Annotated in this window: 23 protein-coding genes; 12 read left to right on the forward strand and 11 right to left on the reverse strand. The window is 64.0% G+C overall.

From position 1 onward, the window contains the following. Nucleotides 1-41: 41 nt before the first annotated feature. Complete coding sequence (locus V9F06_04095; GenBank protein ID MEI2616813.1) at nt 42-1,070, reverse strand: GNAT family N-acetyltransferase; 1,029 nt, start codon at nt 1,068-1,070, stop codon at nt 42-44. 492 nt (nt 1,071-1,562) lie between these two features. Next, nucleotides 1,563-2,621 (reverse strand): membrane dipeptidase, encoded by a 1,059-nt coding sequence (locus tag V9F06_04100; GenBank protein MEI2616814.1) that lies wholly within the window; start codon nt 2,619-2,621, stop codon nt 1,563-1,565. 114 nt (nt 2,622-2,735) lie between these two features. Between V9F06_04100 and V9F06_04105 the strand changes: the two genes are divergently transcribed. Further along, nucleotides 2,736-3,473, forward strand: coding sequence for a sulfite exporter TauE/SafE family protein (locus V9F06_04105; GenBank protein ID MEI2616815.1), 738 nt, complete (start codon nt 2,736-2,738; stop codon nt 3,471-3,473). 4 nt (nt 3,474-3,477) lie between these two features. Here the strand turns inward: V9F06_04105 and V9F06_04110 are convergent, their stop codons facing one another. The 4 genes from V9F06_04110 to V9F06_04125 form a co-directional block, all read right to left on the reverse strand. After that, nucleotides 3,478-3,891, reverse strand: coding sequence for a septum formation initiator family protein (locus V9F06_04110; protein MEI2616816.1), 414 nt, complete (start codon nt 3,889-3,891; stop codon nt 3,478-3,480). Then, nucleotides 3,888-5,369, reverse strand: a complete 1,482-nt coding sequence (gatA, locus tag V9F06_04115; GenBank protein MEI2616817.1) for an Asp-tRNA(Asn)/Glu-tRNA(Gln) amidotransferase subunit GatA — start codon at nt 5,367-5,369, stop codon at nt 3,888-3,890. The genes V9F06_04110 and gatA overlap by 4 nt, the downstream gene beginning before the upstream one ends. Nucleotides 5,370-5,428: 59 nt before the next feature. Further along, on the reverse strand, nt 5,429-5,722 hold the full coding sequence (gene gatC / locus V9F06_04120) for an Asp-tRNA(Asn)/Glu-tRNA(Gln) amidotransferase subunit GatC (protein MEI2616818.1): 294 nt from the start codon (nt 5,720-5,722) through the stop codon (nt 5,429-5,431). Nucleotides 5,723-5,813: 91 nt separating this feature from the next. Next, nucleotides 5,814-5,966 (reverse strand): hypothetical protein, encoded by a 153-nt coding sequence (locus tag V9F06_04125; protein MEI2616819.1) that lies wholly within the window; start codon nt 5,964-5,966, stop codon nt 5,814-5,816. 59 nt (nt 5,967-6,025) lie between these two features. Here V9F06_04125 and V9F06_04130 point away from each other — a divergent pair, with 59 nt between their 5' ends. After that, on the forward strand, nt 6,026-7,264 hold the full coding sequence (locus V9F06_04130) for a hypothetical protein (protein ID MEI2616820.1): 1,239 nt from the start codon (nt 6,026-6,028) through the stop codon (nt 7,262-7,264). Nucleotides 7,265-7,273: 9 nt separating this feature from the next. Here the strand turns inward: V9F06_04130 and dnaX are convergent, their stop codons facing one another. Together dnaX and rodA are read right to left on the reverse strand one after the other, a co-directional pair. After that, the gene (gene dnaX, locus V9F06_04135; GenBank protein MEI2616821.1) at nt 7,274-9,079 is read right to left on the reverse strand and encodes a DNA polymerase III subunit gamma/tau; all 1,806 of its coding nucleotides are present in this window, start codon (nt 9,077-9,079) and stop codon (nt 7,274-7,276) included. A 113-nt stretch (nt 9,080-9,192) separates the two neighbouring features. Continuing rightward, nucleotides 9,193-10,335 (reverse strand): rod shape-determining protein RodA, encoded by a 1,143-nt coding sequence (gene rodA / locus V9F06_04140; GenBank protein ID MEI2616822.1) that lies wholly within the window; start codon nt 10,333-10,335, stop codon nt 9,193-9,195. A gap of 174 nt (nt 10,336-10,509) precedes the next feature. On the opposite strand from rodA, the gene V9F06_04145 reads away from it, so the two are divergent. Then, on the forward strand, nt 10,510-11,982 hold the full coding sequence (locus V9F06_04145) for a hypothetical protein (GenBank protein MEI2616823.1): 1,473 nt from the start codon (nt 10,510-10,512) through the stop codon (nt 11,980-11,982). Here V9F06_04145 and V9F06_04150 read toward each other — a convergent pair. Next, the gene (locus tag V9F06_04150) at nt 11,958-12,998 is read right to left on the reverse strand and encodes a hypothetical protein (protein MEI2616824.1); all 1,041 of its coding nucleotides are present in this window, start codon (nt 12,996-12,998) and stop codon (nt 11,958-11,960) included. The genes V9F06_04145 and V9F06_04150 overlap by 25 nt on opposite strands. A 144-nt stretch (nt 12,999-13,142) precedes the next feature. Between V9F06_04150 and V9F06_04155 the strand changes: the two genes are divergently transcribed. Further along, nucleotides 13,143-14,453, forward strand: a complete 1,311-nt coding sequence (locus tag V9F06_04155; GenBank protein MEI2616825.1) for an MFS transporter — start codon at nt 13,143-13,145, stop codon at nt 14,451-14,453. Continuing rightward, entirely contained in the window at nt 14,450-15,418 is a 969-nt protein-coding gene (locus V9F06_04160; protein MEI2616826.1) for an aminoglycoside phosphotransferase family protein, read from the forward strand. Before V9F06_04155 ends, V9F06_04160 begins: the two co-directional genes overlap by 4 nt. Here the strand turns inward: V9F06_04160 and V9F06_04165 are convergent. Further along, nucleotides 15,403-17,421 carry a S9 family peptidase gene (locus V9F06_04165; protein MEI2616827.1) on the reverse strand — a complete coding sequence of 673 codons (2,019 nt, stop codon included), beginning with the start codon at nt 17,419-17,421 and terminating at the stop codon, nt 15,403-15,405. The genes V9F06_04160 and V9F06_04165 overlap by 16 nt on opposite strands. 420 nt (nt 17,422-17,841) lie before the next feature. On the opposite strand from V9F06_04165, the gene V9F06_04170 reads away from it, so the two are divergent. From V9F06_04170 to V9F06_04200, 7 genes are all read left to right on the forward strand, one after another. Then, nucleotides 17,842-18,918: a DMT family transporter gene (locus tag V9F06_04170; protein ID MEI2616828.1), complete on the forward strand. Its 1,077-nt coding sequence runs from the start codon at nt 17,842-17,844 to the stop codon at nt 18,916-18,918. A gap of 321 nt (nt 18,919-19,239) precedes the next feature. Next, nucleotides 19,240-19,938: an urease subunit gamma gene (locus V9F06_04175; GenBank protein ID MEI2616829.1), complete on the forward strand. Its 699-nt coding sequence runs from the start codon at nt 19,240-19,242 to the stop codon at nt 19,936-19,938. A 34-nt stretch (nt 19,939-19,972) separates the two neighbouring features. Further along, nucleotides 19,973-21,685: an urease subunit alpha gene (ureC, locus tag V9F06_04180; GenBank protein ID MEI2616830.1), complete on the forward strand. Its 1,713-nt coding sequence runs from the start codon at nt 19,973-19,975 to the stop codon at nt 21,683-21,685. A gap of 145 nt (nt 21,686-21,830) precedes the next feature. Further along, nucleotides 21,831-22,301, forward strand: coding sequence for an urease accessory protein UreE (gene ureE, locus V9F06_04185; GenBank protein MEI2616831.1), 471 nt, complete (start codon nt 21,831-21,833; stop codon nt 22,299-22,301). Then, nucleotides 22,298-22,936 carry an urease accessory UreF family protein gene (locus V9F06_04190; GenBank protein MEI2616832.1) on the forward strand — a complete coding sequence of 213 codons (639 nt, stop codon included), beginning with the start codon at nt 22,298-22,300 and terminating at the stop codon, nt 22,934-22,936. The genes ureE and V9F06_04190 overlap by 4 nt, the downstream gene beginning before the upstream one ends. A gap of 14 nt (nt 22,937-22,950) precedes the next feature. Further along, the gene (gene ureG, locus V9F06_04195) at nt 22,951-23,571 is read left to right on the forward strand and encodes an urease accessory protein UreG (GenBank protein ID MEI2616833.1); all 621 of its coding nucleotides are present in this window, start codon (nt 22,951-22,953) and stop codon (nt 23,569-23,571) included. After that, the gene (locus V9F06_04200) at nt 23,568-24,443 is read left to right on the forward strand and encodes an urease accessory protein UreD (protein MEI2616834.1); all 876 of its coding nucleotides are present in this window, start codon (nt 23,568-23,570) and stop codon (nt 24,441-24,443) included. Before ureG ends, V9F06_04200 begins: the two co-directional genes overlap by 4 nt. A 138-nt stretch (nt 24,444-24,581) precedes the next feature. On the opposite strand, the gene V9F06_04205 is transcribed toward V9F06_04200, so the two are convergent. Next, nucleotides 24,582-26,054, reverse strand: a complete 1,473-nt coding sequence (locus V9F06_04205) for an amidohydrolase family protein (protein MEI2616835.1) — start codon at nt 26,052-26,054, stop codon at nt 24,582-24,584. Between the last annotated feature and the right edge of the window lie 205 nt (nt 26,055-26,259).

The raw sequence follows: 26,259 nt of genomic DNA on the forward strand, positions 1-26,259 counted from the left end.
GCAGCCGCCGCCGCTGATTGTTGATCTTTCGTGAGTGATGCTCACCCTGATCTCGCAGCCTCGGGTTGGCCTGATGCGTCACCCGGCCTCAGCGTCAGAACCATCGTCACCGATCGCAAGGTCGGACGCATACCGACGCGCTCGTACAGGCGGTGAGCCCCGGTCGGGCTCTCGGAATCGACAGCCAGGCTGACGCGCCGTCTCCCACGTTGATAGAAGTCGGCGAACGACCAGCCCAGTAGCGCCGACGCGATGCCCTTTCGACGCCACGCGCGACGCACTGCGACATAACGAATCTGGCTGCAGTCGGGATCGCCGGGTCGCTCCATACGGCCGAGGGCATAGCCGATGATCTCGTCGCTCGTGTCGTCGATAGCCAGAAACCAGAGTGACGGGTCGAACCCCGGCTCGGCGGAGACGAAGTAATAGCGAAACTGCTCGTCGCTCAGTCCGACGAAGCCGAACTCGTCCTGCTGGGCATCTTCCCAGGCGGCGTGGATCGCGTCGATCTCGTCCGCACGAGCCGTCCGAAAGCTGACGCCGGCCGGCGGATCGGGACGTTTCGGTGGCGCCTCGAACGTGATCTCCATCCGGTCCCAATAGCGCGTCGTGACGTAGCCACGCCGGAGCAGCCGCTCCAGATGGACGGTATTTTCTGCCCAGACACTCGTCTCTAGCGTTATTGCTGACCCGGTTGGCGCGTTTTCGATCGACTCCTGCGCCCGATTGTCGACCCATCTCAGCAGCGCCTCCTCGATGCCGCGGTCACCCCAGGACGGATCGATCACCAGGTCGTATTCGTTCTGATCGAACGGCTCGTACTCCGAATAGTCGATCCAGGCGAGGACTGCCCCATCGCCATCAGTGACGAGCAGGCTGTCCCGGCTGAGGTCGCGCGTTGGCTCCTGCCACCATGTCAGCGTGCGGTCGACGGACGCGTCGTCGACCCCGACAAGATGACGTGACTGTCGGTTCGCTATCTCGGTGGCCGCCTCGGCGTCCGCCAACACAGGTGGGCGGGCGGAAAGGCCGGCGGGCAGGGACGACCGTAGTTGGGCTACCGAATCCATGCAAAGAACCCCCGAAGTCTCATCTCGCTCATTGTGTCTGGTAGGCGGGCGGCCAGTGTGACACGAACCGTTGTGCGACATCGCATCATGGGTTCGACTGTCCCCCTTCGATCCGCAGCCTCTGCGCCTGCAGCGTCTCTGGAGTGTCGTGGCAGCCGCGTCGAGGCCACTCCAAGACGCCCGAGTCAGGCGTCACCGACGTCAAATTCTGCCGGCTGCCGCGGCTATTCGCGCCGCACAACTGGACAGGTTGTGCCGGTCCGGTGGGACAGTGAGGCGGGGCCGGTGGCGACGTGGCAATTCACCCGCCCGTCAATCGCGGGGTGGTGCCGGCCAGCAGCCTCAAGACCGTGGTGGTCGCAACAGGGCGGGTCTGCGAGCGGGCTACGCTCCGCGGTTGCCGATTCTGTCGTCGCGAGACTTGCCGGCGTGCAGCGTGAGTCCGCGTGAGTGATGGCCGGCAGGCGGGCCACGCCTGCCGGCACTCGGCGGCTAGCCCCAGACCTGCTCGAAGACGCGCAAGTAGTTTTCGCCGAGGATCTTGCGGACATCGTCGTCCGAATAGCCGCGCGCTTGCAGGCGGTCGATGAAGTTCGTGACTTGTGGGTAGTTCCACCAACCGTCGAGCGCGCGCATCGGGGAGCGGACGTTCGCGGTGATCAGGCTGCTGTAGCGGCCGGCGACATCCGCATAGTCGGGCTCGCCCCAGGGATCGTGCCAATGGTCGGGGTAGGTGCCCAGCGACATGTCAGTGCCGACGCCGATGTGATCGGTGTTTCCAATCAGGTTGGCGAGGTAATCGACATGGTCGATGAAGTCATCCACCGTCGGCCAGTGGCTCGTGTCGGGCTTCATTACGAGTGGTCCCCACGGCGCCAGCCCGACGACTCCGCCGGTCGCGACGCAGGCAGTGATCTGATCGTCGTCGATGTTGCGCGGATTTGGCACGACCCCGTTGGGGTTGGAGTGTGAGAAGACGACTGGCTTCGTCGAGCGTTCGAGGATGTCCAGCGAAGCGCGTTTGCCGATGTGGGTGCAATCCAGCAGCACGCCGACGCGGTTGCACTCGTCAACCACGAGCTGGCCGAAGCCGGTCAGCCCGCTGTTGGTCCGATCGAGCGTGCCGTCGCAGATCAGATTGGTCGAGTTGTAGGCCGGGAGCATCATTCGCAGACCGAGCTTCCAGAATGCCTCGACGCGGTGCAGCTTGTTGCCGATGAAGTCGCCGCCCTGGGCAGCGAGGACAAACGCCGCCCGTCCGTCCGCCTTGGCTTGCCGGATGTCGCCGGCCGTCTCGGCGATCGTGATGTTCGGATTGCGCCGGGCGACGAGATGCCAGAACATGGCCTGTTCCATCGCCTGCTCGGCCGACGCATGCGGATCCCAGACGGTCAACATGTACGCGGTGACGCCGTGGAGGTGGGCGTTGGGGAAGTCGGCGTCGGGCCAGACCTGCATGCACGAGTCGATGAAGATGTATGGCTGCTCCTCTTTCAGCAGCGGATGAAAGCCCTTGTTCGCTTGCTCGATCTGTTCGGGTGTCAATACCATTGTCGCGCTACTCCTTCAACTCGCTATAGTCCCACCGGTAGCATGGGAGCTTGTCGCGGCAGAATACCAGAGGATCGAGATACCGTAGCCTCCCGGCTTCACGATGGGGGATGAGTGGATTCGACGCTGCTCCTTGCGATGATCGTCGTGGCATTCTCGGGAGCTATCTTCGGGACGACCGGCTTCGGCTTTGCGCTGGTCAGCGTCCCACCACTGCTGCTGCTGTACGAGCCGAGCACGATCGTCGCGCTGACGTTTGGTATCTCGCTGGCGACGAGCTGGCTGGTTGTCGTCAGTGGCCGGCGCGAGCTTCAGGGTCGTCTTGTTCTCGCGCTGCTTCCCGGCGCGCTAGTGGGGATGGTCGCCGGAGCGCGGATCCTGGCGCTCGTCGATCCCGTCGTGGTGAAGATCGCGGCGGGCGCGATCGTCTGTATCTATTCGGTGAGCCTGCTTGCTGGCTTTCAGCCGTCTGGCGGACGGCGCTGGTGGATCGTGACATTCGCCGGCCTGGCCAGCGGTTCGCTGGCGACTTCGACCGGGCTCTCTGGCCCCCCGATCGTCATGCTCTTCGCGGCCCGTGGCCTGACGAAAGACGCATTTCGCGCGACGATCTCAGCCTACTTCGTGCTGATCTCGGTTGCCGGACTCCCTATTCTGATCGGGAGCGGCGCGCTGAGTCGCGGCGACATGCGGATAGCAGTGTCGCTCGTCCCGGCCGCAATAGTGGGAACAGTGGTCGGCAACCGGATTTCGCGACATCTCACCGCGCATGGATTTCGGCGGTTGACGCTCGCGCTGCTGTTGGCGACCGGGGTGATGGGGGTCGCGACAGCAGTCCTCGCGCTTGTCTGACGGCCTAGTGGCCCGAGAAGATGTCGAGCCAGCGTCGCCAGTTCGGCTCGTCGGTCCTCTTTGTGGGCGCCATTGACTGTTGCACGGCCGGCGGTGGTGGATTCTGCCAGTGAATCAGCAGGACGGTCTCGTCAGGGTTGGCGAGGTTCAGGTCGCGGCGGGCTCGCGCTTCCACATAGGCGGTGTAACTATCGTTCGAATACGAGTCGAGCTCGGCCTGCAGCGACTGGTTGCCGCGCTCAATCTTCGCAATCGCGGTGCTGAGGCTTGATGCCTCGGCCTGAAGCTGGCGCGCCCGCCATGCTTGCTCGCCGAATGCGACCATGAAGTAGACGCCGACGAAGAGGACGAGCAGGATCGCCAGGCGGTTGCGTTGCTGATCGAACAGCTCGCTGAGGGAGTTGGCCCGTGTGGTCATCGCGGGTCGCCGGTAACCGGCGCGATCGAGTCCGGCATCGTTGGCCACTGGGTCGCCTGCTCGTAGGCATACGCCACGCGTAGCGTCTCGGGCTCGCCGAACGCCCGGCCAAGCACCTGCAGCGACACTGGCATCCCGTCGGAGAATCCACAGGGTATGGCAATGCCGGGCAGGCCGGCCATATTCGCCGGGATCGTAAAGATGTCCGACAGATACATCTGAATCGGGTCGTCAGCGCGCTCGCCGATGCGAAAGGCGACGGTCGGTGACGTTGGCGCAAGGATGACATCGACATCCTCGAACGCCCGGTCGTAGTCGCGCTTGATGAGTGTCCTGACCTTCTGCGCCTTGACGTAGTAAGCGTCGTAATAGCCCGACGCAAGCGCGTAGGTGCCGAGCATGATCCGGCGTTTGACCTCTGGCCCGAATCCCTCGCCCCGGGTTCGTAGGTAGGAGTCGATGACGCTCCCACCATCGACCGAAAAGCCGTACTTGATCCCATCGAGTCGAGCCAGGTTGGCGCTGGCCTCGGCCGGCGCGGTGATGTAATACGTGGGCAGGGCGTATTTCGAGAAGGGAAGCGACACCGGCACGAGCTTGGCGCCGAGCCGCTCGAACTCGGCATAGGCCGCCTCGCAGGCCGCGGCTACCCCGGGGTCCATACCGTCGACATCGCTGAATTCCCGGGCGATCCCGATCTTCATTCCGCGGATATCGCCGGTCAACGACGCGCGATAGTCGGGAACCTCGATCTGCGCCGACGTGGAGTCACGTGAGTCGTGGCCGGCAATGGCGCCGAGGACAATGGCCGCGTCCTCGGTAGTCCGGGTGAATGGGCCGATCTGGTCGAGTGACGAGGCGAACGCCATCAGTCCCCAGCGTGAGACGCGGCCGTAGGTTGGCTTCAACCCTACGACACCACAGAAGCCGGCTGGCTGGCGGATACTGCCCCCCGTGTCGGAGCCGAGCGCTGCCATCGCTTCGCCGGCCGCCACCGACGCGGCGGAGCCGCCGCTGGACCCGCCCGGCACACGTTCGGGATCCCACGGATTGTGTGTCGTGAAGAACGCCGAGCTTTCGGTCGACGAGCCCATCGCGAACTCATCGGTGTTCAGCTTGCCGACGAAGACCGCGCCCTGCGCGCGCATGCGCTCGACGACAGTCGCATCGAATGGGGGGCGGTAGCCATCGAGCATCTTCGACGCGGCAGTCGTTGGCGCATCGATTGTGCAGAGGATGTCCTTTAGCCCGATCGGGATGCCGGTCAGTGGCTGTGATTCGCCCCGAGCGATTGCGGCGTCGGCGTTGGCTGCCATCGCGCGCGCCTGTTCGAACATCGGGGTGATGAACGCGCGGATCGTCGGCTCGACCTGCTCGGCGCGCGATATGTGCGCCTCAGCAAGCTCGGTCGCGGTGATCTCGCGCGAATCGAGCATTCGCCGCGCGTCGGCGATCGTCAATCTCGTCAGCTCTGTCATGGCAGGCTCCACTTGCGGCTATCGGGCGAGGCCGCTGTACGGCCGGCCGGCATCAAGATTCAGGACTGATCCAGGACAGCATTGACCTTCAGGTATCCATCCTCGGATCGCGGCGCGTTGGCCAGAACGACGTCGCGTGGCAGTGACGGCTGGACGATGTCGTCGCGCATCACGTTCTGCATCTGGATGACCTGCGCAGTCGGCGGGATATCGTCGGTGTCGACATCTTCCAGAGAGGCAATATGCTCAAGGATGCTGGAGAGCTGCTCGCGCATGCGCTCGATCTCGTCCTCGCTGAGGCCGATTCGAGCGAGAGCGGCGATGTGCTCGACGGTATCGCGGTCAAGTTTCACGCGCTGTCCTCCCGCGCCCGGGTATGCCGGACGCCGTGACCTGGTGTCGTCTGATCCATATCGTGGCGAGTGTAACAACGCTAGCAGATGCCTACCACTCATCGTTAGCCAGAATAGCCCGCTCGACTCTGGGAATGATCTCGACAGCGTCACCAGCAACCCGATGAACGCCGGTGCCCCGAGCGACGGCGCGGGTGTTATACAATGGTTCCTGGGCCATCTGATCCCGCGGACGATGATCCACCACGGCTCCTTCTACCGAACAGCCGATTGTACCCGCCGACTCGATGATCTGGCAGTAGTTTGCACATCCGCTTGCACAACGCGCGCTGGTGGCTCGGCGCTGCCCTTGTGGCCGTATTGATCTTCGCGAGCTGTCGCGGTGACGCCAACCCGACGCCGACGCCGGTCGCGCCGACGTCGACAGCGCCAGCGCCGACTGTGCCGCCAGCGCCGGTCATGACTCCGACGCCGACTGTCACCTCGGCAATGAGCGCGCTCCTTCTTCCCGGCCCAACGATGCCGAATCTCGGCCAGTTCTTCTTTCTGAATCAGAGCGATCTCTGGCAGGCTCAGTCGGGAGGACGCATCGTCCACGTCACCCGCAATCTCGTGCTGGGTCCGTGGGTCATGGCGCCCGACGGCACCCGGGCTATGACGGTGATCTACAGTAAGCGCGGCGAGGTCACGACAGAGGAAGTCCGGATTGTTCGCGGAGATGGCATCCTGAGCGTCCCGCTCTACGGACCCGCCCCGACTGCCGGGCCGGATGCCGCGTCGCCAATCGTCGCGCTCAGCTGGTCGTGGGATCAGACGAAGCTGGCGGTGGCATTCGCCGACGGTTCGATCGGTGTCCTTCAGGTTCCAGCGGACGAGGATCAGTATCCGGTTGCGGTCGAGCGGATTGTTCGCGCCGGGGCCGACCCGGCCGGCCGTGCGATAGCGTGGGCGCCGGGGGGCAGCGGGGTCGCCTTCCTCACTGCCGCGGGTGACGCGCGAGGGATGTTCATCGCGCCGCTGGGGGCGCCCGCGCAGATCATCATTGGCGACATCCCGATACAAACGTTCACATGGCTGCCGGGTCGTGGGCGGATCGCGTTTGTCCAGCAGGCGATCGGCGGCGGGCGCGACGTGCCGGGATCGATCTTCACAGTCGCGGCCGACGGGACCGCGCTTGAGCTCCTCCTCAGCTCCGGGCAATTTGCTCCAGCCGCCGAGGTCCTGTCGCTCAGTGCCTCGCCAGATGGACGTTCCCTTGCCTTCACGGTCTTCGCTCCTGGCAATCGCGGCGACTTGCAGTTTCAGTCGCTCTGGATGCTGACGATCGACGGCGCGGAACTGACGCACATCCCGGTTGCCGTTGGCTACCGAGTTGCCGACATGTGGTGGACGACTCAAGGTTTGACATGGCGGGCGGTCAGCGTTGGCGCTCCCGCAGGCGACGATCCGACCGTCTACACCGGCACGGGCGCGTTCATTCTTCAGCGCTACGATGACGCGACGAAGAAGTCGACCAGCCTCTTCTCGGCTGCGTCTCGCTGACGGTTGACGTTAGCGCAGCGTTGTCAGCTCGTCGGGGTCGATATCCGAGGCGTCGAAGATCGCCCTGGCGCGGTCGACGCGATAGTCGCCAGCGGATTCAGCCATGCCGCCTTCGCTCGGCGTCTCGGCAATCTCCGCCGTGGCTTCGGTTGGCGATGGCGCGGCGGCTGCGCGCGGCGCGGGCGACATCTTCCGCGGTGGCGCGGCGCCCAGCTCTCGCTCGGGGCGTAAGAGCGTGTTGACCTGCAGCAGTATCCCGGTCATCCGGGCGATCGCCGTTTCGACGACCTCGCGCGCGGCCGGGTCGTTGAGCATCTTCGTGTGGAACGAATACGGAGCCATCAGATACAGCGTGCCGTCGGCGATGTGGTCCGGATCGCTCTCGCGAAGGAGCGCCTCGACCTTACCGTTCATTGTCTTGACTTCGGCCCGAACCCGGTCCCAATTCCCACGGATATGCGTGAGCGGGTCATCGCTGCTGGTGGGCTGCCCTCGTTGTGGCTGACTGATCGGCGTGGCCGGCTGCGCGTCGCCGCGAGGCGGCTCGCTCGCGCGGGTTGCGCTACGCGACGGCGCTTCGGCGGGAGGTGTCGTCCAGCTCGACGGTGGGGCAGAAGCCGGAGCGGCGCGTTGCGGGGCGGGTCTTGGAGCGCGGGGCTGCTCCGGCTGCGGGGCGATCTGGACGACCGCGGGCTGCTCGACGAGCGCGCCGACGACAGCAATCTCGATTGGCAGCTGCGCAAGACCGGCCGTGCGGACCTTGAAGTCCAGCTCGCTAAAACGCTCGTTGATGTGAAGGAGCTCGGCCAGCTCGAAGCGGCCGGCCAGCTCGCGCACCCGACCGTCGGCCTCGATGGGATTGGCTCCCGCTCGGACGAGTAACAGGAGTCGCAACACTTCGCCGATCTGCCGGGCGAACGAGCGCATGTCCTGGCCGGCGTCGGAGGCATGACCAATGATCGCCAGCCCGGCTGTCACGTCCCGGTCTGCCAGCGCGGTCGCCAGGTCGAGCGCCCAACCATCGGCCGAGATCCCGAGCATTCGGCGCGTCAGCGTTACATCAATCCGGCCGGTCTCGGTCGACGTAGCGGACGTCGCCAGCAGGTCAACCATGCTGAGCGCATCGCGCAGGCTACCGGTCGCGCGGCGGACGACGATCTCAATGGCCTCATCATCGATCGCCAGCCCCTCTTTCAAGCAGATGGCACGGATGTGCTCGACCATCGGCTCGCGCGGGATGCGCCGGAAATCGAAGCGCTGACAGCGGGAGGCGATGGTGTCGGGCAGCTTATCCGGGTCGGTCGTGGCGAGCACGAAGGTGATGTTGGCCGGCGGCTCCTCGAGTGTCTTCAGGAAGGCATTGAATCCTGCCGGCGTGATCTGGTGCGCCTCGTCGATGATGTAGAACTTGTGCCGCAACTGCGACGGCGCGTAGCGCACCTGCTCGCGGAGCTCGCGTATATCGTCGATGCCGCGGTTCGAGGCGGCGTCGATCTCGACGATGTCGGTCGTCCGGCCCTCATTGACCGCCCGGCAGGCATCGCAGGTATTGCAGGGGCGATTGGCCGGGTCGGGATCGAGGCAGTTGACCGCCTTGGCCAGCAGCCGCGCCGTCGAGGTCTTGCCGGTGCCCCGTGGGCCACAGAACAAATACGCATGTGCGATCCGGTTGTGGGTGATCGCGTTGCGCAATGTGTCGCTGATGTGAGATTGCCCGACGAGCTCGGCGCTATCGAAGCTGGCCGGCCGGTACTTCCGGTAGAGCGATTGAGTCCGACCCCGGCCGGATGAGTCGTCGCCTGATGCGGGGAACATTGCTGGTCCGTCTCCGTTGGGCAGTCGCGGCGGGAGAGTGGCCGACCGCGCAGATGTCCGTACACCTCAGAGTATACGTGACGTGGCGAGCCGAGGCAGACTCGCCACGAGCGTCACATCGACCGAAAGCCGAACTTTCGGTGGTTGATGATAATGCTCTGGATGATCCCGAACGAGGCGAGGGTGAAGAACAGCGAGGTGCCGCCGAGCGAGATGAACGGCAGCGGCAACCCGGTTACCGGCATGATGCCCAGGTTCATTCCGATATTGACGAAGGTCTGGAAAAAGAACATCGTCGTAATCCCGACCGCCATCTGCCGGCCGAACGTATCGCGGGCAATCGAAACCGCGCGAAGCATTCGCCAGAACAGCAGCATGAAGGCGACGAACAACGCGATCCCGCCAACGAAGCCGAACATGCTCATCGCGTGGGCGAAGATAAAGTCGGTCTCGCGAACCTTCAGGAGCTCGAACTCCGCCTGACTGCCTCCGCGCAGGCCGTGGCCGAACCAGCCGGCCGAGCCGATCGTGATCCGGGCCTGGATCATGTTGTACCCCTGCCCAAAGTAATCGCGGGCTGGGTCGAACGAGATCAGCAGTCGGTCCTTCTGATAATCCTGGAGTAGCCTGAACCAGGCGAATACCGCGCCGGGAATCGCCAGCAAGAACAGCGCAACGATGTAGAGCAGCCGCGTCGACGACATCAGAATCATGCCGAGCCAGATCGCGGCAAAGACCCCGGTTGTGCCGAGATCGGGCTGGATGAAGACCAGACCCATCGGGACGGCCGCGATGGCGATCGAGATCAGGAAGTTCGACAGCCGGTCCATCTCGTCATGTCGCTCGCTGATGAACGCGGCGAGCGCGATGATCGTCGCAAGCTTGGCGACTTCGGATGGCTGGAATGACAGTGGCCCGAGGAAGATCCAGCGTGTGGAACCACCGATCGTCGTTCCGATGGCAAACACGGCAACGAGCAGGGCGATCGACGCGAGATAGACCACAGCAGCGAACGATTTCAGGAACTTGTAGTTCACCGATGCCAAGGCGAACATCGCAACCATGCCAGAGACGAAGTAGAACGCTTGGCGGGTCACCTCTGACCGCAGCAGGCTGCTATCCCCGCCGGTCGCGCTCCAGATGGTAACCAGGCCGAAGAGGTTGAGGACGATCACGAGAACGACGATGAACGGGTCGATCTCGGACCAGGCGCCGGTGCGCGCGCGAGCGGCGCGCATCCCTGCGATCGAAGCCATGACGTGACATTCTCTCCACGACGGTCCGCCACCGGAGGCCGGAGCAAGCCGACAGCCGATCGGGCCGGACAGGCAGATCAGGGTCTAGTATAGAGCGGTAGCACCAGCCGGCACAGTCGGCCAGCGTCGTCGCAGTTGACGACACGGTGACGCAAGCAGGGAAGGATGAGATTCATGGCGGGCGACGAGCAGGCAAAAGCAGTTGGCGAGGCGGCCGGGCGTGAGCTGAAAGAGCAGACGCCGGTCCAGACGCGCCATGAGGCGACGATCCGCGGCCAGAAGATCGCGTACGACGTTACGACAGGGTTGATGCCGCTTCGAAATGCGAAAGACGAGATCGAGGCGCAGATCTTCTTCGTCGCCTATACGCTCGAGCGAGAAGACGACGACGCCTTGCGGCCGCTGACGTTTGCCTTCAACGGTGGCCCGGGATCATCGTCGGTGTGGCTGCATATGGGGGCGCTCGGGCCGAAGCGCGCCCACCTCAACGCGGACGGCACGATGCCGCCACCGCCGTTCCGGCTTGTGGATAACGACGAGACGTGGCTCACCGAGACCGACCTCGTCTTCATCGACCCGGTCGGCACTGGCTACAGCCGGGCGGCGACGCCGGAGCTGGCGGAGAAGTACTACGGCTACAAGGGCGACATCGAGTCGGTCGGCGAGTTTATCCGGCTCTACCTGACTCGCTATCGACGTTGGTCGTCGCCGCTGTTCCTGGCTGGCGAGAGTTACGGCACGCTGCGCGCCGCCGGCCTGGCCGGCCACCTGGTCGAGCGTGGCATCGCGCTGAACGGTATCTCGCTCATTTCGGCGGTGCTCTCGTACGCGACGCTCGACATGTGGGCGATTGGGCTCAACGATCTCCCCTATAGCCTGTTCTTGCCGTCGTTCGCGGCGACCGCTTGGTACCACAAGCGGCTTTCCGACGCGCACCAGTCGCGCGACCTGACCGACTTCCTCGCTGAGGTCGAGGAGTACGCGACGGGCGATTACCTGTTGGCGCTAGCCAAAGGTGACGCGATCTCCGCAGAGGAACGATCCGATGTCATCCGACGCGTGTCCGACTACACCGGCCTCGAGCCGCGCTTCGTCGACAACAGCAACCTGCGCATCCAGATCATGCGGTTCTGCAAGGAGCTGTTGCGCGACGAGAAGCGGACGGTGGGCCGGCTCGACAGTCGCTTCACCGGAGTCGATACGCTGGCTGTTACCGAGACGCCGGACGTCGATCCGAGCATGGTCCATCCCGGCGCGCCATTCACCGCGATGGTCAACGACTACCTGCGAGATGCGCTGAAGTACGAGAGTGATCTGAACTACGAGGGAATGTCGCGAACCGTCATCGAGAAGTGGAAGTACGACTCCGTCCGCAACGGCTATCTCGACACCACCGCGCCATTGCGCACTGCGTTCCACCGTAACCCGCATCTGAAGGTGCTCGTCAACTATGGCTATTACGACCTGGCAACGCCGTACTACGCGATGCAGTACACGATGAACCACCTCGGGCTGGAGCCGTCGCGGCACGCGGACATCCACTACGCCCCCTACGAGGCCGGCCACATGATGTACATCGACGACGCCTGCCGGACGCAATTCCGCAAGGATGTCGTCGCGTTTTACAGGGAGGCGCTGCCTGAATAGGGCCGCTTGTGCCGGGCCTCGCCAAGCGCCAGGAGTGCGGGCAGTCGCGCGTCGAGCGGGTTCCACGTGTCGCCAGCGTCCTCGCTGAGCAGGATCTCGCCGTCGCGCATCCCCGCCACGAGCGAGCCGGGGCGGTCGTGGAGCGAGAGCAGCGCGTATGGCATCGACGGCAGTGGGTCGGGCAGGCCGCCGAGCTGTTGCCACGGTGCGTCACCGCGCTTGCGGTAGATGTGCGCGTTCGCCTGACCGTCCGAGCGGTGAGCGTTGCGCGCCGAGAAAGTCGCCGAGACGTACCAGAGGTCGGGGTCGGCTGAATCGACAGCCAGCCCCCAGACGTAGTGGCGATCCATCCCTCCGTCGACCTCGCGCCAGGTCTGGCCTCTGTCCTCCGACAGAGCGACTCCACCGCCGGCCGCCTCGTAGACTCGCCCGGCCGCGCGCGGGTGGGTCGCGACGGCGTGTGAGTCGTGGTAGGAGCCGGGCTTGCGATCCTCCCATGTCCCGCCTCCATCGGTCGAGCGCATGACGCCGCCGAGCTCGATGCCGACGAAGAGCAGGTCGGGATCGTCGTGGTGTGGCGCGATCCAGCGGACGTGGCTGGTCCATGGCCGAGGAGGGAACGACCAGCCTGGCGCGCTCGGCAGCTCTGCCAGGGTCGATAGCTCGTCCCAGCTCTCGCCATCATCGTCGGAGCGATACAGCTGGCTTGGCTCGGTTCCGGCGTAGACTGCCCGCGCTCCGTCCAGGTGGCGGCTCGGTGAAATGGCGATCGAGAGCACGCGCTTGTGGGGGAGATCGTGGCTGACACGCTCCCAGGACCCGCCCGCATCGCGGGTGCGATAGATTCCGGCGTCAAACGTTCCGACAAACACCCGATCCGGATCCACTGGATCGACAGCGATGCACTGTGCGCCGGACCCGTCGAGTGACGTGGCTGTCGTGACGCGTCCATCGTCATGAATATCGAGTCGGACGACGGCGGAGCCGGTGGTGGCAAAGAGGCGGAATGGTCGCATTGGTGGCAGCCCCTTTCGATGAAACCGCGAACGACGGTGTTCTACCTGATCCCTATCGTAACCGCATGCGCGTTGTCTGATACTGGCTCTAGCGTCGCGCTCCGACAGGCGCTATCCTCGCCTGAATCGAGGGAAGGTGGGTCGATGGTCATCGACGGGCTCCCCGGCGGGCGCAGTCCGGCGGAAGAGAAATCCGGCATCCGTGGGCTGTACGAGCGTAACCGCATCCTGATCTGGGTTTGTGTCCTGATCGGGTTCAACCAGCTTGGCTTCGGCAGCATTGTTCCGGTCGTGCCGCTCTACGCCGAGTCGTTCGGCGTGTCGCAGACAGCGATCGGGCTGACGATTGCCATCTACGGACTTGCCCGTTTTTTGCTGAACGTCCCGACCGGGGTCATCGCGGACCGTTTTGGCCGGCGCGAAGCGCTTGCGCTCGGGGGTGTGGTGACTGTCCTCGGCAATGTCATCTGCGGGTTAGCTCCGAGCTATATGATCTTCCTTTCTGGTCGGTTTGTGGCCGGCGCGGGGGCGGCGATGGTTATCACTGGCACGCAAGTGATGATCGCCGACATTTCCCGGCCGGAGAACCGTGGCCGAATGATGTCCGTTTACATGGGCACGTTCATGTTCGCGGTTGGGCTTGGCCCCTTGCCGGGCGGCTTCCTCGCGCAATACGTCTCGCTAGCGGCGCCGTTCTACGTGTACGCGGTGCTGGGCGCGCTTGTGACCGCGCTGGCCTGGTTTCGTGTTCCCGAAACTCGCGATCTGCGTGCCGATGGCGCCCCACAGGTGGGCGGCAAGCCGCTACCGTTCGCAACGCAGTTGCGAGTGCTGACGGCGCAGATCGGCTTTCTGCTGATCTCGATCGTTTCGTTCGCGACCTTCTTCGCCCGCACAGGTGGGCTGTTTACTCTGATCCCGACTCTGGCCCAGAACAAGATCGGGCTGACGGCCGGCCAGATCGGCGTCGGCCTGGCGATGATCTCGATCATGGGTCTTCTTCTGGCCTATCCGAGTGGCGTTCTCGTGGATCGCATCGGGCGCAAAATGGTCATTGTGCCGAGCACGCTGATCAGCGGCGTTGCGCTACTGGCTTTCGCGATGGCAACCAGCTTCTTCACCTTCATCCTCGCCTGCTCAGTCTGGGCGTTCGCCTCGGGGATCGCAGCCGCCGCGCCAACTGCCTACGCGGCTGACATGGCGCCGCCGGGCATGAATGCTCAGGCGATGGGGACATACAGGATGCTGGCCGATTTTGGCTATGTTGCTGGCCCGTTGTCGCTGGGCTTTGCCGCCGATCTCTTCTCGACCGAGGTTGCGCTCTACGGCACTGCGATCCTGGTTGTGGCGGCCGGCCTCGCCTTCGCGGTTCTTGCGCCCGAATCGTACCGACGCACGGCTGCTCCGACCGCCGACCCCGCCATCGCCGTGGCCGGCCGGCAGGATAAGCGGTGACCTCATACCCATTCCCGATCCCGCCAGCCTTCAAGCGGCGCATGCGCGGGGTCTATGGCGCCGCCGCTGCCGATGACTGGCTCTTGCGCCTGCCGGGGATTCTTGAGCGAGTCGCGCAAGAGTGGCGTCTGTCTGTTGGCCCTCCGGTCCCAAACCTGTCACTTGCCTGGGTTGCGCCGGCCGTGCGGCAGGATGGAACCGTCGCGATGCTGAAGGTCGGCTTCCCGGACGACGAGGCTCACTCGGGCATCGCGATGCTGCGTCTCTGTGACGGGCGCGGGATGGTCCGGCTGCTGGACACAGATCGTGACCTCGGCGCGACCCTCCTGGAGAGGCTTGAGCCTGGTGCGACGCTACGGACGATCGCGGACGACGATGCGGCGATGGAAATCGCGGCTGGAGTGATGGCCAGACTCTGGCAGCTACCGCCGGCGGCGCATGGGTTCCGCAACGTCGCTGACTGGGCGCGAGGCCTCGCGGGACTTCGCGAGCGATTTGACGGTGGGGTCGGGCCGCTGCCACGCGCGCTGGTGGAGCGCGCCGAGTCCCTGTTCGCGGAGCTGCTGCCGTCGATGTCGACTCAGGTCGTCCTGCATGGTGATCTGCACCACGAGAATATCCTCTCCGCGACCCGCGAGCCGTGGTTGGCGATCGATCCGAAGGGGATTGTCGGCGAGCCAGCCTATGAGATCGGCGCGCTTCTGCGAAACCCGATCCCCGAGATTGCGACGTGGCCAAACCTGTCGAGCCTGCTCTCGCGCCGCGTCGATCTTCTCTCCGAGCGGCTGGATCTCGACCGCCAGCGAGTGCGCGGCTGGGGCATCGCTCAGGCTGTCCTCTCTGCCTGGTGGGACATCGAGGGCGACACCGAAGACTGGGCGGTCCCGATCGCCTGTGCCGAGGCGCTGGCTGCCGGCCAGGCCGGCAGCCCACTGTCGCCCGGGTCGCCTCAGCCCTCCAGATAGCCCTTCATCCAGTCCCACGTCACCTGACGGCGGACGAGGCGGGTGCGGGGCTTGCCCTGGGCCAGCTGCCCGTGGCTTTCGCCGGGGAAGCGCACCATCTCGGCCGGCACACCCCGGGCGCGCAGCGCCGTGTAGAGCTGCTCACCCTGCTCGATCGGGCAGCGCCAGTCTGTCTCGGCTTGCAGGAAGAGCACCGGCGTCTTCATGTGCTGGACATAATGAAGCGGGGAATGCTCCATGTACCAACCCATGTTTTCCCAGACCGGCTTCTCCATCTCCGGCTCCAGCCAGTACCAGCCGATGTCGGAGGTGGTGAAGAATGAGACGAGGTTGCAGATGCTGTTCTCGCTGACGGCAACTTTGTAGCGATCGGTCTGGCCGACGATCCAGTTGGTCATGAAGCCGCCGTAGGACAGCCCGGTCACTGCCAGCCGATCTGCGTCGACCCCGCCGTTCTCAATCGCCATGTCGAGCGCCTGCTCCTGCTCCTGCCAGTCGGCCCCGCCCCAGTCGCCGATGTTGGCGGTGGCGAATTCGTCGCCGTATCCCTGGCTGGCGCGCGGGTTGACGAACAGGACGTTGCACCCCGCCCCGGCCCACTGCTGCATGTCGAAGAAGAACGTATGGCCGAAGATCGAGTGCGGCCCGCCGTGGATGATCTGGACGAGCGGATAGCGTCTTGCGGGATCGTAGCCGGCCGGGCGAATCAGCCATGCGTCCACTTCGAAGCGATCGTCGAATGACGTGAACGGCCGATACTCTGGCTGCTGGATGGCAATCTGCCGAAGCAGCGCGCCATTCAGCTCGGTAAGCCGCTGTTCCTCGCTTCCGTCTCCAGCGCACGTATGGATGTCGCACGGGTTGGTGAACGTCGCCGCGACGAACGCGAGCCGGCCATCGCGGGCCTGAGAGACGTAGCCGACCGTCCGGTCGCCCTCGATGGCTGTTGTCACCCCGCTGCCATCAACCGCAGACCGAAAGACATTGACCCTCCCCATGTCGCTTGCGGTGAACAGCACGCTGTTGCCGTCTGCGGTCCACAGCAACGGCGTATGGTCGCGGGGGGACCACGTGTCGCTGTATGAGCCGGTCGCCGGGCTGCGGTCGAATCCTTCGGTCAGGCAGCGCAACCGGGCCGTCTCGTCGGGACGCGCAAGGAAGATTCCCGCATTGCCACCCGCGCGCGCTTCCGGCCGGCGGCCAATGAAGGCGATCGACGTTCCGTCGGGCGACCAGGCCGGCCCAGCCGCGATCGCCGATCCCTCGCTGATCGACGTGGCCCCGTCCGTCTCCCCGCTCTTCAGGCTCTGTTCGGCATCGACGACGTAGAGCTGCGATCGGAACATGGTGTTCGCCTCGTCCTGCCGATTGCTGGCGAAGGCGATGCGACTACCGTCTGGCGACCAGGCGGGGATTCCGGCGCTGGCGTCCGCCCCCGTCACTCGCGCGGCGTCGCCCGTTTCGAGGTCAACGACCCAGACCTGGCTGAAGCGATCGTCGATATATCCAGCTTCGTCGAAGCGGTACTGGAGTCGCTTCACATGCCGAATGACGCCACCCGGCGCGTTCAGCTCGCGGTCGATCAGCCCGTGCCCCTCGCTGCTGAGTACGGCAACCCGCCGGCCTAACGGCGAAACGACCGGCGATGAGACGCCCCGCTGAAAGCTCGTCACCTTGCGCGGCTCGCTGCCGCGCAGGTCAAGCAAGTAGAGCTGTGGGGCGCCACCGCGGTCGGAGATGAACGCGAGGCGGTCGCCGTCCGGTAGCCAGCGCGGGCTCGTGTCGCGGTTGTCGCCTGCTGTCAGGTGGCGGGGCGTGCCGCCGGCGGTCTCGACCAGCCAGATGTCGGACGCGTAGCGGTTTTCCGCATCGGTCAGGATCGAGCGTTTGACGACGTAGGCGACCAGACGCCCGTCGGGGCTGATCTGAGCGTCATCGATCGTGCGGATATGGAGGATATCGTCGGGGGTGAGTGGTCTGCGCTGGCTGTTATTCGCGTTCATTCAGTTCCCTTGCTGCTTACGTTTCGGTCGCTGGGTGGATGATAGACGGGTTCGTCGTTCTGGTCACGGGTGTTCGGGTTGGGCCGGCTCGCTGCCTCAGCGCAACACCGGAATGCGACGAGTCCGCAAATTTCGGCGTGCGGAAGAGCTTGCCAGGAGGCGGCTGGTGATAGTTCAGGGCGGGTTGTCGATCTCAATTTGAGATCACCAGTCCCCCGCAGTCGCTGCCGAATTCAGGCTGGCAGGACTGCGACGTCCACGCTATGCTTTCGAGATTCTCATGTGGCCCGATCGGGCCTTGGTGACACGAGTGGTGAGCAGCATGATCGTGCAGGCAAGGGGGGCTAGCACGATGCGCTTCGGCACACCCGGTGCCTTGCTCTCAATTGCGTGTCTGGGTGGAAAAGGGGGATGCGTCTCATGGGGTCGAACGCACGCGGACTCGAGGGTGATGAGCACCACGAAAAGGAGTGGGATATCTCCGGGAAGGAGTCAGGCAGCTTCACCCGGGCAGTAACGATCCTGATGATCGGTGTCGCAGCGCTGGCCTTCACCGCGCCATGGGTGAAGCAAGCGAACTTCGAGCCTGCGACATCCGCGATTCTCCGCGTCGGCATCGCGTTGTTCGTGCTCCTGCCGTTGGCCTGGCGCGAACGACAGAAGCTGGGGTCGCTCAACAAGACCGGCGTGATTCTCGCCGTTGTCGCAGGCCTCTTTCTCGGGATCGACTTCACGGCGTGGAACTACTCGATCTTCTACGTGGGCGCAGGCATCGCATCCGTTCTGCTGAATCTCCAGATTATCATCTTGCCCGCGCTGGCGATGATCTTCGACAAGTACCATGCGCCGAAGAGCTTCTTTGTCCTTGTCCCGATCATGATCCTGGGTGTGGCTCTCACAGGCGGGATCTTCGACGCCGCGCCCAGCGAGGGACCGGCGACCGTCTACGGCATCAACATCGCTGTGCTTGGCACTATTCTGGGCGCTGTATCTGGCGTCTGCTACGGCATCTACCTCTACACGAGTCGTAAGTCGACGACAGTGAACCCCGGCCGGATTCTCCAACCGATGGCCTGGGTGTGCGCTGCCCAGCTCGTCGCGCCGGTGCTCTTCATCCTGCTGTTCTCCGATCGTGGTTTCGACCTGACCCATGGAGTCATGATCAGCGGCAAGTTGCCGATGAATCCTGAGACGACGGTTGGCGATCCGATCACCGCGATGAACTGGTTCTGGATGATCATCCTGGCAACGGCAGGTCAGGCGATGGCTTGGACATTCGTTCAGTACGGCTCCGTTCGTATGGACCCGACGATCGTCGCGGGGCTGCTACTGCTGAGCCCGGTGTCGACAGTGTTCATCGCCGGATTCATGTTCGGCGAGGTGCCGTCGTCCCTGCAGATCCTTGGTGTCGTCGTTGTTCTTGCAGCGGTCGCGTATCAGAACAAGCTTCACGTTGCGCTGAAGAATCGGCTCAGTCCATCGGCGCCAGCGGGGTAACGCTCGCGGGTTTCAGATCGCGCGGCAACGGCGGCGACCAGCGCCGAATGGTATGGTTGATCGCAGTTGCCGCCGTTTCTGACACCAATTTTCCTCTGTGGCTTGCGACTAATGATGGTCAATCGCCCGCCTGCATTGCGCGTCATGCGCTGCTTGAAGGGGATTATTGGTTATCGGACACCGGCGGGCTTGATGCACGCAGGTTCGTGTTAGGGACTAGTCGTCGCGATCACGTGCGGCTGACCACCGATCGGCGCGATCCAGGAAGATCCCCACGGTCGACCGCCTGCACCTTGATTGCGACAAGATGGAGGAGGAATCGTGCGTATCACACCTCGAGAACAAGAGAAATTGATGATCGTGGTGGCGGGGGACCTGGCGAGACGGCGGCGCGAGCGCGGCGTCAAGCTCAACCATCCCGAGGCGATCGCGCTGATCACATGCGAGCTGATCGAGGGCGCTCGTGACGGTCGGTCCGTCGCTGACCTGATGAGCTATGGCGCGACCATCCTGACCGATGATGATGTCATGGAGGGCGTGGCCGGCCTGATCCCGGTTATTCAGGTCGAGGCCACATTCCCGGACGGCACAAAGCTGATTACGGTGCACCAGCCGATTCGTGGCGGGGTGGCTGCCGGCGAATCGTCGGCCTCGACAGCCGATGTCGCCCAGCCCGGCGAGATCATCCTCAACGATGAGCCGATCTGGATCAACCAGGGGCTTCAGACTGTCAGCTTGCAGGTGAAGAACGTTGGCGACCGCCCGATCCAGGTCGGTTCGCATTATCACTTCGCCGAGGTCAACCCATTCCTTCAGTTCGATCGCAGCAAGGCCGTTGGCTTCAGGCTCGACATTCCGGCCGGCACATCTGCTCGATTCGAACCCGGCGACGCGCGGGAAGTCAATCTGGTCGCATACGGTGGCACACGCGATGTCTACGGATTCCGCAACGAATTCAACACGCGCATCACCGGGACGCAACAATCCGGATCTAACGATGCGTCGAATGCGTCCAACTGACCGTGGAGTCAACGAGAGTTAGGAGTGCCACAGTATGACCCTGAAGTTGTCGCGACGCCAGTACACCGAGCTCTACGGCCCCACCACCGGCGACGCTGTGCGCCTGGGGGACACCAACCTCTTTGCCCGGGTCGAGGATGACAAGGCGATTTACGGTGAGGAAGCGGTCTTCGGCGGCGGAAAGACCATTCGTGATGGCATGGGGCAGAACTCGCGTCTGACGCGAGCGCATGGCATCCCGGACACCGTGATCACGAACGTCCTTATCGTTGACTACACGGGTGTGTACAAGGCTGATGTAGCGCTGAGAGATGGACGTATCTTCGCGATCGGCAAGTCCGGTAACCCTGACACCCAGGACGGTGTCGACATCGTCATCGGCGTCGCCACCGAGATCATTGCCGGCGAGGGAAAGATCCTCACCGCTGGCGGCATCGATACCCACATTCACTTCATCGCAACGGATCAGATCGACACGGCGCTCGCCTCGGGGGTGACAACCCTGATCGGCGGCGGCACCGGCCCGGCGGAGGGCACCAAGGCCACGACAGTGACCCCCGGCGAATGGTGGATCCACCGGATGCTCCAGGCGACCGATGATCTCCCGATAAATATCGGCCTGCTTGGCAAGGGACACGGATCTGACACCGCCGTGGTGAGCGAGCAGATCTACGCTGGCGCGATCGGCCTCAAGATCCACGAGGACTGGGGCGCGACCCCGTCATCCATCGACACCGCGCTCAAGGTGGCCGACCAGTTTGATATCCAGATCGCCATTCATACCGACACGCTGAATGAATCCGGGTTTGTTCAGGATTCAATCGATGCGATCGCTGGCCGCGTCATTCACACGTTCCACACTGAGGGCGCCGGCGGCGGACACGCGCCTGACATCATCCGAATCGCCGGCCTGCCGAACGTGCTGCCCGCCTCCACGAACCCGACGCTGCCGTTCACCCGGAACACTATCGCCGAGCACTTGGACATGCTGATGGTGACCCACCATCTGCGTTCCGACATCCCGGAGGACGTTGCGTTCGCCGACTCGCGCATTCGCAAGGAAACGATCGCCGCGGAAGATGTCCTGCACGATATGGGCGTGTTCGCTATCACCTCGTCCGACTCCCAGGCGATGGGCCGGATCGGTGAGGTCGTCACGCGAACGTGGCAGGTTGCCGACTCGATGAAGCATCAGCGGGGCGCCCTCGCCGGCGACTCGACGCACAACGACAACAACCGGATCAAGCGTTACATCGCCAAGTACACGATCAACCCCGCGATCGCGCACGGAATCGCCGACGAGGTCGGGTCCGTCGAAGTCGGCAAGTTCGCCGATCTCGTCCTGTGGGATCCGAAGTTCTTCGGCGTCAAGCCGGACCTGATCATCAAGGGCGGCATGATCGTGATGTCGCTCATGGGCGACCCCAACGCGTCGATCCCGACGCCGCAGCCGCGAACGATGCGCCGGCAATTTGCCGCGCATGGGTTGGCGCGAGGTCATTCCAGCCTGATCTTCGTTTCGAAGGCCGCGCTCGATGCCGGTATTCCGGTGTCGTTGGGGCTGACGAAGCATCCGTACGCCGTGCATGGTGTGCGAACAATCTCCAAGGCAGACCTCAAGCACAACACTGCGACGCCGGACATCCATGTTGATCCGCAGACATTCGAGGTGTCGATCGACGGACAGGTTCTGACCGCGGAGGCGGCCGAGCGACTTCCGCTCGCCCAGCGGTATTTCCTGTTCTAGCTCGCTGCGGGTAGCGAGAACATACGAATTGCCCCGAGCGAGAGGCCGTAACGCCCACGTCGGTGGTCGGGCACGACGTGTTGCTCGCTCGGGGTATCTCCAATCGGGACACCGGGTCTCCGAGAAAGGCACATTGAGGAACGCAATGCTTGTTACGAAGATTTACGGGAACCTCCACGAGTCCCCCTTGCCTGCGGGTGTTCATGTCGAGACGGTCACCCTCCCCAGCGATCAGCTTGTCAAGCGGATACAGCGGGTTCGCACTGACCACGACCGGGAGGTCGGCATCCGTCTCCCGACGGATGCGCCTGATCTGCAGGATGGCGACGTCCTGCACCTGGATGGCGGTAATGCGATCGTCGTGCGGGTCGAATCGACTGATGTGATTGTCGTCCAGCCACGTTCGATCCTGGAGATGGCCGTTGTTGCCCATAGCCTGGGGAACCGCCACTTGCCTGCGCAGTTCTTCGACGCCGAATCGGAGTATCAGGCCGACGTCATGGTCGTTCAGTACGATCACACGGTAGTCCAGTACCTGGAGTCTGTAGGCGTCCCATATGCGCGACAGCAGCGCATCATGCCGATCCCATTCCGCCATGCCGAGCACGCGCATTGAGAGCCCTCGCGCTGCTGCTTCAGTTGAGCGACTCCGCCCTCCCGACCGGCGGGTTCAGTCACTCATTCGGATTCGAGCAGTATCTCTCTCGTGGGGAGGTGCATGATGCGAACACGTTCTCGCAGTGGCTGAGCGTTTTCGTCGCCACCCAGCTGACCTACACCGACGCGCTGCTTATGCGGATGGCCTACGACGGAGTCTGTGAGGATGACCTCGCCGATCGTGCCATTGCCGCGACGTTGCCGGCGCAGATACGGACCGCAGATGTCGCGATCGCCCGGCGGATTCGCAAGATCGGCGAGCAGGCGCTGGGGGCGCCGTCCTCGACGGCCGAGGTGGCGCATCCTGCGCTGGAGTTTGCGCGCATCACACTCCACTTCAATGTTCCCGTTGATGATGCGATCCTGGGCCACCTGACCGGGACGGTGACCACTCTGACGCAGAACGCTGTTCGAGGCATTCCGATCGGGCAGTCCGATGGTCAACAGATCATCACTGCGGCGCATGCCTGGATAGAGCGCGCGCTCGAGGAAGCACACACACTCGACTACAGCGACCTGGGCATGGTTGTCCCCGGACTGGAGATCGCCCAGATGCAGCACGAACGCCTGCGGGCGCGGATATTCATGAGTTAGGGAGCGCAGAGATCATGACTCACGGCGGTGTCATTCGAATCGGAGTCGGCGGCCCTGTTGGCGCCGGCAAGACACAGCTCATCGAGCGCATCACCCGTCGAATGGCCATCGATGTATCGATGGCTGCGATCACGAACGATATCTACACCATCGAAGACGCCAAGATTCTCGCGGCGACCAGTGTGCTGCCTGAGGATCGGATCATCGGGGTTGAGACCGGAGGTTGCCCACACACGGCGATCCGCGAGGATACCTCCATGAATGACGCGGCAGTCGAGGAGATGCTACAACGCCACCCGGATCTGGAGGTTCTCTTTATCGAGTCCGGCGGGGATAACCTCTCGGCAACGTTCAGCCCCGAGCTCGTCGATTTCTCGATCTACGTTATCGACGTTGCCCAGGGAGAGAAGATCCCACGGAAGTCTGGCCAGGGAATGATCAAGTCCGATCTGCTCGTGATCAACAAGATGGATCTTGCTCCCTACGTCGGCGCGAACCTCGACGTCATGCGCCGCGATACGGAAATCGTGCGAACCGACAAGCCGTTTGTGTTCACCAACCTAAAGACCGACGAGGGTCTCGATGAGGTGATTCACTGGCTGCAACACGACGTGCTGATGAGCGATCTTGCGTGACCGAGGCGTCACTGGGATACCGTCGCGCCGCGCCGGATGATCTTGCCGGCTCCATTCGCGTTAAGGTGGCGCGCCACCGCGACCGGACGCGACCGGTGATAACCGAGAGCCACGGGGTCCTCCGGCTGATGCATCCGCTCTACCTGGATGACTCCGGGCAGCTCACCTACATCGTGATGAACCCGGGCGGGGCCTACTTCGGCGAAGCGTATCGATACGATATCGACCTCGGCCCGAATTCCAGCCTGCTTCTTTCATCGCAGGCGGCGACGCGTATCCACAGGACACCCACCAGGCCGGCAGTCCAGGAAACCACGATCGTGTTGGGCTCAGGCTCCCGGCTGGAATATGTCCCGGACCAGCTCATCGCGTATCGAGACGCCGACTATCGGCAGTTCACAACAATCGTCGCCGCGCCGGATGCCCAGGGGTTTTTCGCCGAAGCCGTCACCCCTGGCTGGGACCCGGATGACTCGAAGTTCACGTACTCGGGCATACATCTGCGCCTCGATATCCGTGCGGCCGGCCACGCCGGCCTCGTTTGCACCGACAATGTGCGGCTACGGCCGAGTGAGATCGACCAGACCATCGACGGGCTGGGCTACCTCGAAGGAGCCAGCCACATGGGCAGCATCCTTGTCTTCGGCCCGCACATTGACGATGGCTACGAGGATTGTGTGCGCGGCACGGTCACACAGTCCGGCCTGGCGAAGGCGGGGGTGACCAGGGGTTCGCGGCACGGTGTTGCATGGCTCATGGTGCGCGCGCTGGCGAATTCGACCGACGAGCTGAACAGGCTGACGCTGGCGGTCAACGAGCTCGACCGATCAGTCACCACCGGGCAATCGCGCATGGATCTGAGACGGTACTGAACGTCGTCGGACTTACTCGGGCGTGAGCGCGGCAAGGCGACATCACCAGAAAGCTCACGCTTGCTGAGCGTCGCCTCGCCGCATCCGGCGATCCAGCATCGACGGGTAGAGATGGACACGACCCGCGACCGTCTGCGCTTACGCCGTCCCGCGACCGACAGTCGGGAACGATGGCTGAAAGATCTCCTCGACCGGCGGGTGGAGGTGCGAGCGTTCCGGATACGACGCCATCAGCTTTTCATACTGCTGCTGCGCTTGCGTGTGCATCGCGCGCAGATCGTAACCGTCGACCTGCCGATCGCGGATGACCGTCCGGCCGTTGACGATGACCGTTGTGAAGTCACGCCCTGAGCCGTTCAGCACCATTGTCTGGATCGGATCGACAACCTGGCCCATGTGGAACGCCGACAGATCGAACACCGTGATGTCGGCCTTCGCGCCTGCCGCCAGCCGGCCGAGATCCGGCCGGCCGATCGCGTTCGCGCCGTCGATCGTCGCGGCGGTGTAGTAGTCGGCTGCGCTGACAGTCGGCCCCCCCGTGCGGATGCGCGTCACCATCGTCCCCACATGCATATTCAGAATCATGTCTGGCGGGAACGTGTCGGTGCCGAGGCCGATGTTTACTCCGCGCTCGTGGTAGTAGGGGAAGGAGTTCATCGCGCCACCGCCGCGTGCCATGACCAGTGGACAGTGGACGATTGCCACGCCGGCGTCGGCCAGCCAGCCCAGCTCGGTCTCGATCTTCTCCGGTGTCGGTCGCACCCCGCCGAGCAGCGAGCCGTGTGGCAGCAGCGCACGGTGACTGAGGAACCCGAGGTCGCGCAGGACGCTCAACGATGACTTGCCCCAGCGTTCCTCGACGAGCTTGAGCTCCAGCTCGCCCTGGCAGCAGTGCAGCCGAACCGGGCAGTCGAGTTCCTCGCCGGCTGCCGCTGTGCGGGTGAGCAGCTCCTCGGTGCAGCCTTCGATGCGGTCCGGCTGCAGGAAGCCGCGGATGAGGCCATTGTGAGCGCCGTCGAAGTCGCGGACGAACTGGATTGCGTCATCCAGCCCGCGTAGCCCGCGCTCCTCGTCCCAGTGCATGCCGAACGAGCCGTCCGGGTAGACCACCGGCAGACCGGTGCGGTAGGACGGCCCGAGGTACATCCGGATGCCGATCTTCGCGGCCGCTTCGGCGGCGCGGGCATTCTCCTCGTAGGTCTCGGCCCACTCGCGATACAGGATCGAACGGATCGGCAGCGCGGTGGTGATGCCGTTGAGCAGCAGCTGGATCATCGCGTACTCGTGCTGGAACTGCTCCTCGTCGGGCGTATAGACATCGCGTGGCCCACGGTCGACGTAGGTGCTGGCCCAGACGCGCGCCTTGGCCCACCCGGGGTGGCTGTCGAAACCGAGCACGGTCGAGTCGAGGTCGAACAGCGCGTCGAGGTCGATGAATCCCGGACCGACGATCGCGTTGCCAGCGTCGATCACTTCGTCGACTGGCTCAGCATTGTTGTGGCCGGCGAAGAGGATAGTGTCGCCCTCGTAGACGACCTCGCCGTTCTCGAGGATGTGATGGCTCTGCCCGTCACTGGCGATGACGTAACGGGCGCGGATCAGTGTCTTCATGTTCGTGCTCCTTCCGTGGGGGGCGGGGATGGGCCCTCACCCCCCGACCCCCTCTCCCAACGCTGGGAGAGGGGGAGTGGGGCGGCGGCAGGTGAAACTGCCGATCCATTATTTCGCTCTCCCGATGCTGGGAGAGGGGGAGTGTGACGGTGGCAGGTGGTACTGCCGATCCATTATTTCGCTCTCCCAACGCTGGGAGAGGGGG

The sequence above is a fragment of the Thermomicrobiales bacterium genome, assembly GCA_037045155.1.
Lineage (GTDB): Bacteria > Chloroflexota > Chloroflexia > Thermomicrobiales > CFX8 > JAMLIA01.

Bases quoted from the DNA above. Each gene is read 5' to 3' on its own strand.
- gatA (MEI2616817.1), bottom strand. From the start codon at position 5,369: ATGACAGAGCTGACGAGATTGACGATCGCCGACGCGCGGCGAATGCTC.
- rodA (MEI2616822.1), bottom strand. From the start codon at position 10,335: ATGGCTTCGATCGCAGGGATGCGCGCCGCTCGCGCGCGCACCGGCGCC.
- V9F06_04155 (MEI2616825.1), top strand. From the start codon at position 13,143: ATGGTCATCGACGGGCTCCCCGGCGGGCGCAGTCCGGCGGAAGAGAAA.
- ureG (MEI2616833.1), top strand. From the start codon at position 22,951: ATGACTCACGGCGGTGTCATTCGAATCGGAGTCGGCGGCCCTGTTGGC.
- V9F06_04165 (MEI2616827.1), bottom strand. From the start codon at position 17,421: ATGAACGCGAATAACAGCCAGCGCAGACCACTCACCCCCGACGATATC.
- V9F06_04145 (MEI2616823.1), top strand. From the start codon at position 10,510: ATGGCGGGCGACGAGCAGGCAAAAGCAGTTGGCGAGGCGGCCGGGCGT.
- dnaX (MEI2616821.1), bottom strand. From the start codon at position 9,079: ATGTTCCCCGCATCAGGCGACGACTCATCCGGCCGGGGTCGGACTCAA.
- V9F06_04095 (MEI2616813.1), bottom strand. From the start codon at position 1,070: ATGGATTCGGTAGCCCAACTACGGTCGTCCCTGCCCGCCGGCCTTTCC.
- V9F06_04170 (MEI2616828.1), top strand. From the start codon at position 17,842: ATGGGGTCGAACGCACGCGGACTCGAGGGTGATGAGCACCACGAAAAG.
- V9F06_04150 (MEI2616824.1), bottom strand. From the start codon at position 12,998: ATGCGACCATTCCGCCTCTTTGCCACCACCGGCTCCGCCGTCGTCCGA.
- ureC (MEI2616830.1), top strand. From the start codon at position 19,973: ATGACCCTGAAGTTGTCGCGACGCCAGTACACCGAGCTCTACGGCCCC.
- V9F06_04110 (MEI2616816.1), bottom strand. From the start codon at position 3,891: ATGACCACACGGGCCAACTCCCTCAGCGAGCTGTTCGATCAGCAACGC.
- ureE (MEI2616831.1), top strand. From the start codon at position 21,831: ATGCTTGTTACGAAGATTTACGGGAACCTCCACGAGTCCCCCTTGCCT.
- V9F06_04205 (MEI2616835.1), bottom strand. From the start codon at position 26,054: ATGAAGACACTGATCCGCGCCCGTTACGTCATCGCCAGTGACGGGCAG.
- V9F06_04100 (MEI2616814.1), bottom strand. From the start codon at position 2,621: ATGGTATTGACACCCGAACAGATCGAGCAAGCGAACAAGGGCTTTCAT.